At 71.4% G+C, this 10,727-nt stretch carries 13 protein-coding genes; 7 read left to right on the top strand and 6 right to left on the bottom strand.

The features are described from left to right. On the top strand, positions 1-403 hold a 403-nt coding region (locus VG276_17910), incomplete at its 5' end, for a class I SAM-dependent methyltransferase (GenBank protein ID HEV8651209.1). Between the two features lie 19 nt (positions 404-422). Here VG276_17910 and VG276_17905 read toward each other — a convergent pair. The 5 genes from VG276_17905 to VG276_17885 all read right to left on the bottom strand — a co-directional run bounded on the left by VG276_17905 (position 423) and on the right by VG276_17885 (position 2,933). After that, positions 423-872, bottom strand: coding sequence for a transposase family protein (locus VG276_17905; protein ID HEV8651208.1), 450 nt, complete (start codon positions 870-872; stop codon positions 423-425). A gap of 517 nt (positions 873-1,389) precedes the next feature. Continuing rightward, complete coding sequence (locus VG276_17900; GenBank protein ID HEV8651207.1) at positions 1,390-1,992, bottom strand: DUF2867 domain-containing protein; 603 nt, start codon at positions 1,990-1,992, stop codon at positions 1,390-1,392. Positions 1,993-2,004: 12 nt separating this feature from the next. Beyond that, a complete protein-coding gene (locus VG276_17895; protein HEV8651206.1) occupies positions 2,005-2,181 on the bottom strand; it encodes a hypothetical protein in 177 nt (58 codons plus the stop codon). A gap of 27 nt (positions 2,182-2,208) precedes the next feature. After that, the gene (locus VG276_17890; GenBank protein ID HEV8651205.1) at positions 2,209-2,478 is read right to left on the bottom strand and encodes a hypothetical protein; all 270 of its coding nucleotides are present in this window, start codon (positions 2,476-2,478) and stop codon (positions 2,209-2,211) included. A gap of 68 nt (positions 2,479-2,546) precedes the next feature. Further along, on the bottom strand, positions 2,547-2,933 hold the full coding sequence (locus tag VG276_17885; protein HEV8651204.1) for a hypothetical protein: 387 nt from the start codon (positions 2,931-2,933) through the stop codon (positions 2,547-2,549). Positions 2,934-3,097: 164 nt separating this feature from the next. Here VG276_17885 and VG276_17880 point away from each other — a divergent pair, with 164 nt between their 5' ends. From VG276_17880 to VG276_17860, 5 genes are all read left to right on the top strand, one after another. Next, the gene (locus VG276_17880) at positions 3,098-3,664 is read left to right on the top strand and encodes a TetR/AcrR family transcriptional regulator (protein ID HEV8651203.1); all 567 of its coding nucleotides are present in this window, start codon (positions 3,098-3,100) and stop codon (positions 3,662-3,664) included. 2 nt (positions 3,665-3,666) lie between these two features. Further along, positions 3,667-4,488 (top strand): maleylpyruvate isomerase family mycothiol-dependent enzyme, encoded by an 822-nt coding sequence (locus tag VG276_17875; GenBank protein HEV8651202.1) that lies wholly within the window; start codon positions 3,667-3,669, stop codon positions 4,486-4,488. Positions 4,489-5,463: 975 nt separating this feature from the next. Continuing rightward, on the top strand, positions 5,464-5,904 hold the full coding sequence (locus VG276_17870) for a PaaI family thioesterase (GenBank protein ID HEV8651201.1): 441 nt from the start codon (positions 5,464-5,466) through the stop codon (positions 5,902-5,904). After that, on the top strand, positions 5,901-6,404 hold the full coding sequence (locus VG276_17865; GenBank protein HEV8651200.1) for a DinB family protein: 504 nt from the start codon (positions 5,901-5,903) through the stop codon (positions 6,402-6,404). Before VG276_17870 ends, VG276_17865 begins: the two co-directional genes overlap by 4 nt. A 93-nt stretch (positions 6,405-6,497) precedes the next feature. Further along, positions 6,498-7,310 (top strand): enoyl-CoA hydratase/isomerase family protein, encoded by an 813-nt coding sequence (locus tag VG276_17860; protein HEV8651199.1) that lies wholly within the window; start codon positions 6,498-6,500, stop codon positions 7,308-7,310. A 147-nt stretch (positions 7,311-7,457) separates the two neighbouring features. On the opposite strand, the gene VG276_17855 is transcribed toward VG276_17860, so the two are convergent. Further along, positions 7,458-9,716, bottom strand: a complete 2,259-nt coding sequence (locus tag VG276_17855) for an MMPL family transporter (GenBank protein ID HEV8651198.1) — start codon at positions 9,714-9,716, stop codon at positions 7,458-7,460. Between the two features lie 326 nt (positions 9,717-10,042). On the opposite strand from VG276_17855, the gene VG276_17850 reads away from it, so the two are divergent. Further along, positions 10,043-10,711: a response regulator transcription factor gene (locus VG276_17850; GenBank protein ID HEV8651197.1), complete on the top strand. Its 669-nt coding sequence runs from the start codon at positions 10,043-10,045 to the stop codon at positions 10,709-10,711. Positions 10,712-10,727: the final 16 nt, after the last annotated feature.

Below are 10,727 nucleotides of genomic sequence, written 5' to 3'. Positions count from 1 at the left end.
CGCGCGGGTGCCGGTGGAGCTGTGCGACGCCCCCGCCGAGGCGCTGCCGTTTGCCGACCAGAGCTTCGACGCGGTGGTGTGCATGCTGGTGCTGTGCACCGTGGCCGACCCGGCCGCCGCGCTGGCCGAGAGCTACCGCGTGCTGCGTCCCGGCGGGCGCCTGGTGTTCTTGGAGCACGTCCGCGCGCAGGGGCGCCTGGCCAGGTGGCAGGACCGGCTCGCGCCGCTGTGGGCTTGGTTTGCGGCCGGCTGTCACCCCAACCGGGATACCCAGGCCGCGATCGCCGCCGCCGGGTTCGCGATCGGCCCGCTGGAGGTGTTCGAGCCCACGCCGAACAGCCCGATCACACGACCGTTCATCCAAGGCGCAGCGACACGCCCGACAAGCCGCCGTACTCATTGAGGGTGTCCGTGATGCTTGTTCATGCGGGGACCCGGTGGAGCCAGCGGCCCAGGCAGACCAGCGCGCCAGCGGCCCGGAAGACGTCGCGGACCCGGTACAGCAGCCCCCGCCAGCAGCGCGGCGCCCAGGCGTTGGCAAGATGGCCGATCGACTGCTCCACCAACGCGCGCAGCCCCGCCTCGAGGCGGTTGTAGGCCCGCTGGGCGTCGGTGAGCTGGTCTTTGGTGCGGCGGTCGCCGACCGCCGCACGCCAGTGCTCGCGCGCCTTGGCCAGGCCGCGGAACCCGCGGTCCAGGAGGCTGGCCACCTCGACCTCCTCCAGCGCGTTGTCCAGCCCGGCCAGCGCGATGAGCTCCTGCTCGTGGCAGCTGCCCGGCCAGCCGCCGTCCACCCACAGCAGGTCACCGTGGATGGTCGAGATGGCCAGGCCCTGGGCGGTGTGGGCGTGGCGCTTGGCGTCGTACAGCACCTTCTGGTTGGCCCACCCCGTGGCCGTTGCACCCGGGTCCCAAGCCCGTCCAGCAAGACCGCCTCGCTGGAGCGGGCCATCTCCGAAAGCCAGCAGCCAAGATCGGCCAGGCTGGTGATGAAGCTCCCGTCGGGCTGGCAGAACCCGAGATCGGCCAGCTTGCCCAGCAGCAGGTCCATGCTGTCGCCGACCTCGGTCTTGGAGATCCCGACCATGCGGCCGGCGCGCCGGTACGACAGCCCGTCGAGGATGACCGCGGCGACCGCGTCCAGGCGGACCTCCAGGGCAAGCGGCCGGGTGCCGCCCTGTCCGGGCCGGCGAGGCGGGGTCAGGTGGGCGAGGCGGGCGAGGCGGGCGGCCAGCCAGGCAAGCACCGTGGCAGGCAACGATGAACGCGGGCAGTATGAAGGCACGGGGGCCAGACCTCCATGGCAGGCTTCGAGATCCTGCTTAGGGGTCGGGCTGCGGCGGTCCTCGCCATCACACTCCTCCTTGATAAGGCACGATTACCAAAGCATTACGAACCTTCCCACATGCGCCCGATCTGGCGCATGAGTGCCGGATAGACGATGAAGAGGCGGAACGGCTGGATGAGCTTCATGTAGATCTCGCCGAGCCTGCCGCGGGGCTTGACGTAGATCCCCATGTGCGCTCGATAGCGGCCGTCGCCTTGCTCGACCCATGCAAGGTGCAGGACACCATGCACTGTGGCGTTGGAGAGTTCGGCAGCCCACTCTTCCTCGGTGCGATACAGGGGAACAAAGCCGCCGGCGGCTCGCCGCATCGCGCCACCGATCAGAGGACTCTTCGCGCTGCCTCGAAGGTCGTCGGGAAGTCGAGCGCTCAGCGTCGTTTCAGTGCACCCGGGGATCGGTCGTTTCTTGGTGGCATCGTCCCAACCGAACAAGGCTCCTAGGCGAAATCGCACCCAAAAGAGCACGCGACCGGCCGCTGACTCCGAGTGAGCGGGATCGAAGGAGGCCATGCGCTCGAGGAAGGAGTCGAATTCGTCGGGACCGCCTTGTATCGGCAGCGCCCAGGCATCGAGCAGTCTGAAATCGGGGGCGATCTGCGCGATCACCCAAGGATGCGCTTCATGGGCGGAGTTCGGCAGCCTCACGTGGCCATCCATTCAGCATCGGCTTTGGTTGATGCGCTTCACCGCGTAACGCAGCAGGTCGGGCACCGCTCGGCGATGGATGATGGAGACCGCCGGCCACACGAGTGCCGCCATCGGCTTGTCGTAGCAGACGAACGTGGCGAAGGACACGCGCCCTTCATCGACGTGGAAAACGATTTGGGCGGTCATGAACCGTGAGCTCGCCTCCATCCGGATTCAGCTGTCGCCGCGATCGGCGATCTTCCACCCGGCGAGGTGCTCCGGCGACGGCCGCGGCTCGAGACGCAGGCCGCAGAGCACCCGCCAGGCGACGAAGCGCGCCCAAGGGTGCACGCCTTCGACCGTGGCACGGGCCCACTGCTCCGGCGTCTTGTCCGTGGCCCCATTCGCAGTCGCGATGAAGAGGTCGACATAGTCGGGGCTTTCCAGAGTGCTGAGGGAGCGGATCGCCTCGGGGACGTTGCGTTGTTGAACGACGGTCGGCACTGCGTCAGCTTTCACTCGTGCATCCCCGGCCGTACGCCACTGAGTCGGTTCGGTCATGAGGGTGCCTTCTAGGTGTTCAGCCAGCACAGGACGATGATGGCGATGAAGGGCGCCCACACCGGAATCCGGAGCAGATCGGATGGCCTCCGGCGCGTCATCCAGGCCAGTACTACCGCCGCGGCGGCATAGGCCGCGCCGAGCAGGAAGACGACCTGGCCGCGGTCGTCGGCGGGCGCGCCCTGAGCGAGCGCGATGAGGACCGCGCCCGTGGTGGTCAGCATCAGACTGAGCGCGTGCCATGTGAACACGAGGAGCCCACGCGCGTACGCGCCGTCGCCGAACCGTGTGGGTTGGAAGTTGCGAGGGAGTCGGTCGAGCACCAGCCGACCAGTCAGCGTGTGACCTGCTGCGAGCACGAGACACAGCGACCCGGCGACCACCAATCCGACGTTCATGTGCCTCGCTCCTAACGGGCCGGTCCCGTGCGACTGGCCTCACGGGTGCCCGTCCTGTAACCTACACACATGTATGTATGTGATGCAAGATGACGACGGTAGCGACCTCGGGGCATGGTCGGCCCACGCAGGCCGCTCGGCGCGCGCGGACGCGGAGCGCGTTGTTGGAGGCAGCGGCGCGGGGACTGTCCCGAGACGGGTACGCCAACCTGGTGCTGGAGCGAGTGGCACGCGAGGCCGGCTATACGCGCGGAGCGCTGTATCACCTGTTCGCCAACAAAGAGGATCTGGCGCTGGCGGTGGTGGGGTGGGTCGAGGAGACCTGGTACGCGGAGCTCGGCCACCTATTCGCCGGTGACGCCGACCCGGTCGGCGCGCTCGTCGCGCTGGCGCGAGGCCACGCTGTCTACTGCCGCCGTGACGTTGCCCGCGTCATGATGAACCTCGCGGTCGAATTCAGCGGGCAGGAGCATCCGGTTGGGCGCGCGGTCGAGAGCGTCGGGCGTCGGATCGTCGCCGACTGCACCCGGCTCATCAGCGCGGGTCGTCGGAGCGGAGCGATCCCGCCAGGGCCGCGGCCTCGGTTGCTGGCAGCCGCCTTTCTCGGCGCGCTGGACGGGCTCATGATCCACCTCTCGGGGCAAACACGTTTCGACGTCCTGCTCGCCGAAAGAGTGGTCCGAGGTGTGCTCGGGCTGCCGCCGGTGCCAGCCTCGACGGGATCCTCATAGCGATGAAGGCTTCGATGCCCCACTCCCGACCGAAGGCGGCCGTCCCCGGCGTCGCGCAACGTACCCGGGAGATCACTGCGAGCCTGCGCTCGCTCGAGGATGCTGCGCTTCGGTCGCCAAGCCTGCTGCCTGGGTGGTCCCGTCTGACGGTCGCGTGCCATCTGCGTTTCGGTGCCGAGGCGCTGCTGCGCATGACGCGGGACGCCCTGGCTGGGAAAGAGACCGCCTACTACCCGCATGGGCGCGAGCGGCAACGGCCAGCCACGCTGGAGCCCCGGCCGGCAGAGTCACCGCAAGACGTTGTCGAGTCGCTGGCGCGCTCGAGTGGCGACCTCGATGACGTGTGGGGATCGGTCGCGGGCGATGCGTGGGAGACGCCGGTGGTGGAGCCCGCGGACAACCCCGATTTCGGGACGCTGCCGCTTCACCGCGTGACACTGATGCGATGGACGGAAGTCGAGGTCCACGGCACCGACCTCGGTCTCGGCCTGTCCGATTGGAGCGGTGACTTCGTCACGGCAGTGCTGCCTCTGCGGCTGGCGTGGCTGAACACCCGGCGGACCAACCACCGCGCCGTCGACGAGTCGGTACAAGGCGCATGGCTGCTGGAGCCGACGGGCAACGAGGCTTGGCTTGTCCGCGTCGATGGGACCGTCGTCTCGTCGTCACCAGCAATCGTCGGGACCACCAGTGACGTCACGTTCAGTGGCAGCAGCCGGGACCTGCTCGCGCTCCTGCTCGGCCGGCCGACGGTCGTCCCGCTGGAGGTGAGCGGTGACCCCGAACTCGCCGAGGCTTTCCCGCGCGCCTTTCCCGGACCATAGGCGCATTCGACGCTAAGAGGTCGTTTCGCTCCCTTGGGTCGGTCTGGCTGGACTGGTCGCGGGCGAGCGTGGACACCATGAGCGTGCGCGCCAAGCGTGGGGGATCACGTTGGCGCAAATCCAGTCGATCGTGGCAAGCCTGGGAGCAAGCTCCACCTGGTCTGCGACGGGAGCGGGCTGCCGCTTGCCGCCGTGGTGACCGCCGCCAACATCACCGACACCACAATGTTCCAGGCTGTCGTGGACGACGTCCCGCCAGTCCGCACGCGCTCAGGTCGGCGCCGTACCCGGCCCGACGCGGTCCACGCTGACAAGGGCTACGACAGCCGCGCCAACCGGACGTACCTACGACGGCGTGGGATCCGCCCGCGGATCGCCAGGCGTGGGATCCAGTCCTCGACTCGGCTTGGGCGCCACCGCTGGAAGATCGAGCGGTCACTGTCGTGGCTGAGCTGCTGGTGGCGGTTGCAGGTGCGGTGGGACAGGGATGCGGGGCGGTGGTTCGCGTTCGTGTTGCTGGCTTGTGCGGTCGTCTGCTTCAACCGGCTCTAACCAGCCGAAGGGAACGACACAACGTCTTATGGTCTGGTCCCCATCAACGTCCGGGCGCACGGAGCATCACGGACACCCTCATTGACGACCAGAAGCGCGTCAGGTTGCTCGACCCGCCGGGGTGCGGCGCCTCGCCACCTGCTCGACCTGGCGACGATGGCAGGCAGGAGCTGCGGTGGGAAGACTGTGAAGCGAGACGAGCGAGACGGCGGAAGTCGGGCTGGTGGGCGACCGTAGAATAGGCTCCCGAGTGTCCGCGCGAGCCGGTCAGGAGGAGGACATGCCCCACTACCGTCGCGCCGGCCAGGTCCCGCCGAAGCGTCACACCCAGGTTCGCCAGCCGGGTCGTGCTCGTCCCGGGCGCCGACGTGACAAGCTTCCCCGGACCGGGATTCTGGGCGACCGGAGGGTGAGAGGGTGAAGGTGCTGCCTGAGGGCATCCAGAGCGCGCTGGACAGGTTCGTCGGGCTGCGTGTCGAGGAGGCGTCCGGCGAGCGGGTGGTGGCCACTCTCCCGGTCACCCCCGACCTGCACCAGATCGCCGGGATCGTGCACGGCGGGGTCTACGCGACCGCGGTGGAGACGACCGCGAGCCTCGGGGCCGGCCTGTGGCTGGCCGGCGACGGCCTGCCGGTCGGCATGGCCAACCACACCGACTTCCTCCGCCCGGTCCGCGCCGGCACCCTCCGGGTCGAAGCCGCCCCGGTCGAGCGCGACGACGCCACCCAGCTCTGGCGGGTCGAGGTCACCGACGACCAGGGCCGGCTGGTCGCCACCGGCCGGGTCCGCCTCATGACGCTGCGCCAGGGGCCGGTCGCCGAGGCCGGCCTCCTGCAGTACGCCAAGCACCTCCCGCCGCCATGACCCGGTCCGACATCCCCCCTTCCTGGGACGAGCGCACGATGCTCGCCACGTTCCTCGACTACGCCCGAGCCACGGTGCACGCCAAGTGCGTGGGCCTGGCCGAGGAGGACGCCCGCCGGGCGCCGCTGCCCGGCTCCCCGCTCATGACCATCTCCGGCCTGGTGAGCCATCTCCACTGGGTCGAGTACTCCTGGTTCGAGGTGATGCTGCTCGGACAGGACGACCACGGCCCGTGGACCGACGACGACCCCGACCGCGAGATGCGCATCGGCGTCGAGGTGCCGATCGCCCGGCTGCTCGACGAGTACGAGGCACAATGCCAGCGTTACCGGGAGCTGGTGGCCGGGCTGGACCTGGAGACCTGGTCGAAGCGGACCATCAGCACCGGCGAGCCGGTAACCCTCCGCTGGATCCTGTTCCACCTGATCGAGGAGACCGCGCGGCACAACGGGCACATCGACATCCTGCGGGAGCTGGCCGACGGCGTCACCGGCACCTGACCGGCCGGCCCAAAGCGGGGCGCATCGTCCAGGGAGCGGCGGGCATAGGCTGTCGGGAGCGAGCCGCCCGCCGCCGAGCCACCGAGGGACGAGATGACCGACCGGTATGCCGACGCCTACCCGAGCCTTGTGTTCGAGCGGCCCGACGAGGGCGTGCTCCGGATCGTGATGAGCGCCCCGGGCAAGCTCAACGCGGCCGGCCAGGAGATGCACCGCGACCTGGCCGCGGTCTGGACCGAGATCGACCGCGACCCCGAGGTCAGGGCGGTGATCGTGCGCGGCGCGGGAGACGCGTTCTCGGCCGGCGGCGACCTCGACCTGGTGGCCGACATGGCCGACGACTTCGCCGTCCGCATCCGGGTGCTCAGGGAGGCCCGCGACCTCGTCTACAACGTGATCAACTGCGCCAAGCCGGTGGTGAGCGCGATGGCCGGCCCGGCCGTGGGCGCCGGGCTGGTGGTCGGGCTGCTCGCGGACGTGTCGATCGCCGGCCGGTCGGCCCGCATCATCGACGGGCACACCCGGCTCGGGGTGGCCGCCGGCGACCACGCCGCGATCGTGTGGCCGCTGCTGTGCGGCATGGCCAAGAGCAAGTACCACCTGTTGCTCTGCGAGCCCCTGTCCGGGGAGGAGGCCGAGCGCATCGGGCTGGTCTCGCTCTGCGTCGACGACGCCGTGTTGCACGAGACCGCCCTCGACGTGGCCCGCAAGCTCGCCCGTGGCTCCCAGAGCGCGATCCGCTGGACCAAGTACGCCCTCAACAACTGGCTGCGGCTGGCCGGCCCCGCCTTCGACGCCTCGCTCGCGCTCGAGTTCATGGGCTTCGCCGGCCCGGACGTGCGCGAGGGGGTCGCCTCGATCCGCGAGAAGCGCCGCCCCGAGTTCCACGGTCCGGCCTCCGAATAGCCCCGGGAGGCCGGGGAGCCCGCCCGGCCCGGACGCCGCCGGCGCCCAAGCCGTCGCCCGGGCGGACGCCGCCGGCGCCCGGGCCGTCCCCCTGCCGGTCGCCCCTGACCCGCTTGGCTACCACGCCCAGTCGTTCCCGGCTGGCCGCTAAGCGCCGGTCGTCTCGGCCGCGTTGGTCTCCTCGGCCGAGGCGGCGCCCTCGACGAGGTTGTCGATGGCGGGGGCGGCGCCGGTCGTCTCGGCCGCGGGTGGGGTGGTGGCCTCGGCCGCGGGTGGGGTGGTGGCCTCGGCTGTGGGTGGGGTGGTGGCCTCGCGGAGGCCGAAGCGGTCGTGCAGGCGGCGCAGCGGGGCCGGTGCCCACCAGTTCCAGCGTCCCGCGAGCTTCATCGTGGCCGGGACCAGCAGCATGCGCACCACGGTGGCGTCGAGCGCCACGGCCAGGGTCATCCCCAGGCCGATCTGCTTGATCGTGGCCAGGCCGCCGGTCATGAACGCGGCGAACACGACCACGATGAGCAGCGCGGCCGCGGTCACGATGCGCCCGGTCCGCTGCAGCCCGAAGGCGACCGCGAGGTCGTTGTCGCCGGTCTCCTCCCACGCCTCCCCGATGCGGGAGAGCAGGAACACCTCGTAGTCCATTGACAGGCCGAAGGCGATCGCGAAGACCAGCAGCGGGGTGATGAGGTCCAGCGTGCCGGTGGAGTCCACCCCGAGCAGCCAGGCCAGGTGGCCGTCCTGGAACACCCACACCAGCGCCCCGAAGCTGGCGCCGAGGCTCAGCACGTTCATCACGATCGCCTTGGCCGGCACGACCACCGACCCGGTGAACGTGAACAGCAGCACGAAGGTGACCAGCACGATGAGCGCGACGCTCGCGGGCAGGCGGTGGGCGAGGGACTCCTTGTAGTCGACCAGCAGGGCGGCGTCGCCGGTGACGGCGACCGGGAAGCCCGGCTGCAGGTGCCGGACCTGTCCGACGAGCGTGGTCGCGGTCCGGCCCTGGCTCGTCCCGGCCGGGGTGAGCTCGGCGATCGTGAGACCGGGAGCGGGGCCGGGCCGGACCGCGACCCGCTCGGCGCCCGGGAGGGCGCGCAGCTGCCCGGCCCAGGCGCGCACGGCGGGGGAGTCGGGGAAGGTGTCGGCCACGGCCACGACCGGCTCGGTGCCGGTCCCGCCCGGGAAGCGGGCGGTCACCAGCTCGGCCAGCTCCCGGGACTCCGACCCTCGGGGCAGGGAGCGTGCATCCGGGTTCTCGTAGCGCGCGCCCGCGAAGGGCAGCGCGAGCAGCGCGAGGCCGGCGGCGACCGTGGCAACGATCAGGCCGGCCCGGCGCTGCACGAGCCGCGAGAGGCTGACGAACAGGCCGCGGTCGGTCCGGCGGGCCCGGGCCGGCCTGATGCGCGCGCCCCAGCAGGCCAGCAGGGCGGGCAGCAGCGTCACCGCGGCGAGCAGGTCGACCACGACGACGCCCATGCCGCCGTACCCCATGGACCGCAGGAACGGGTCGTCGAACACCAGCAGGCCGCCGAGCGAGGCGGCCACGGTCAGGCCGGAGACGGCGACCGTGCGCCCGGCGGTCGCCATGGTCGCCTCCACCACCCGGGCCGGGTCGGCCCCGGGGGCGGCTTGGCGCTCCTCGCGGAAGCGGCTCACCACGAGCAGGCCGTAGTCGATGGCCAAGCCGAGGCCGAGCATGGTCACCACGTTGACCGCGTACACCGACACGTCGGTGAGCTGGCTCACGCCGAACAGGATGAGCAGCGTGCCCGAGATGCCCACGAGCGCGACCAGCAGCGGGAGCCCGGCCGCGACCACGCCGGCGAACACCACCAGCAGCAGCACCAGCACGACCGGCAGGGAGAGCAGCTCCGCCTTTTCCAGGTCGGCCTTGGACTGCTCCTCGAACTCGCCGTCCTGGACCAGGCCGCCGCCGACGATGACCCGCGGGGCGTCGATCGCGCGTAGCGCGCGCACGGCGGCGTCCGCCGTCCGCTCCTCCTCGTCGTCGTCCTGGCCGCGCCGCAGCTCGACCACGAGCAGAGCGGCCCGGCCGTCGGTGGCCGTGAGCTGCGGGGCGGGGGTGGTGGCGCGCTCGACGACCCGGGCCACGCCGGGCAGGGCCCGGATGGTGGCGCTCGCGCGGGCCAGGCTGGCGGCCAGGCGCAGGTCGTCGACCGGGCGGCCGTCGGCGACCGCGTACAGCTCTGGCCCGTCCGGACTGAGGGCGGCCAGGCGCCGGCGGGCCAGGTCGGACTCGCTGCCCGGGGCGCGGCCGGGGCCGTCGGCGACCAGGCGGCCGAACACTCCGCCGCCGAGCACGATGCCGGTGAGGAACACAAGCACCCATGCGGCGATCACGGCGCGCCGGTGGGTGTAGGTGAAGCGGGCCAGCCGGGTGAAGAACATCGCGAACCCCCTGGTGTCGTCGGCCGTGGACCCGACGCTACGAGGCGGCCGTGCCTGGGTCCTCGCCCGCGGACGGGAACCTGCGCCTCCCCCGCCGGGGGGAGGGCGGCCGGGCCGTAGCGCCGGCGGGGGAGCGGAACACCAGGGGCGGGTGGCTCCCGCTGGCTGGCGACGACGTTGCCGCCGGGTGGGCGAGGCGGCCGCCTCGTCATCGCGAAGCAGAAGGGTGGTTCCAACCGGCACCGACTTGCCGCCGGAGGCTGGTCGTGGTCGTGTACCAGGGCAAGGAGCGGGGTGCGGCGTTCTCGGCCTGACGTGGGGGTCCGGTGACCATCAGGGTGCTGGTAGCCGACGACCAGGGCATGGTCCGGGCCGGCTTCCGGATGATCCTCGAGGCCCAGCCCGACCTGGAGGTGGTGGGGGAGGCGGCCGACGGCCGGCAGGCGGTCGAGGCCGCCCGCCGGCTCCGACCCGACGTGGTCCTCATGGACATCCGCATGCCGCTGATGGACGGCCTCGAGGCAACCCGCCGGCTGGCCGGCCCGGGCGTGACCGACCCGGTCCAGGTCCTGGTGCTGACCACCTTCGACCTCGACGAGTACGTGTTCGAGGCGCTCCGGGCCGGGGCGAGCGGCTTCCTGCTCAAGGACCTGCCCCGCGAGGAGCTGATCCGCGCGGTCCGGGTCGTGGCCGCCGGGGAGGCGCTGCTCGCGCCCCGCGTGACCCGCCGGCTCATCGAGGAGTTCGCCCGCCGCCCCGCCTCGGCCGAGCTCCGGCCCGAGGCGCTCGGCGACCTGACCGCCCGGGAGCGCGAGGTGCTGGAGCTCCTGGCCCGCGGCTACTCCAACGCCGAGATCGCCGCCGAGCTGGTGATCAGCGAGCAGACGGTCAAGACCCACGTCGGCAACGTGCTGGCCAAGCTCGGCTTGCGCGACCGCATCCAGGCGGTGATCCTCGCCTACGAGGTCGGCCTCATCCAGCCCGGCCTGCACTGAGCCCACCCTTGACGCC

This window comes from Actinomycetes bacterium (assembly GCA_036000965.1).
Classification (GTDB): domain Bacteria; phylum Actinomycetota; class CALGFH01; order CALGFH01; family CALGFH01; genus DASYUT01.
The sequence above is the reverse complement of the archived record's forward strand: the minus strand, read 5'-3'. Positions and strand labels throughout refer to the sequence as shown.

What these genes read in the sequence shown, in the direction of transcription:
- VG276_17895 (HEV8651206.1), bottom strand. Translation starts at nt 2,181, where the DNA reads ATGACCGCCCAAATCGTTTTCCACGTCGATGAAGGGCGCGTGTCCTTC.
- VG276_17885 (HEV8651204.1), bottom strand. Translation starts at nt 2,933, where the DNA reads ATGAACGTCGGATTGGTGGTCGCCGGGTCGCTGTGTCTCGTGCTCGCA.
- VG276_17875 (HEV8651202.1), top strand. Translation starts at nt 3,667, where the DNA reads ATGAAGGCTTCGATGCCCCACTCCCGACCGAAGGCGGCCGTCCCCGGC.
- VG276_17865 (HEV8651200.1), top strand. Translation starts at nt 5,901, where the DNA reads ATGACCCGGTCCGACATCCCCCCTTCCTGGGACGAGCGCACGATGCTC.
- VG276_17860 (HEV8651199.1), top strand. Translation starts at nt 6,498, where the DNA reads ATGACCGACCGGTATGCCGACGCCTACCCGAGCCTTGTGTTCGAGCGG.
- VG276_17855 (HEV8651198.1), bottom strand. Translation starts at nt 9,716, where the DNA reads ATGTTCTTCACCCGGCTGGCCCGCTTCACCTACACCCACCGGCGCGCC.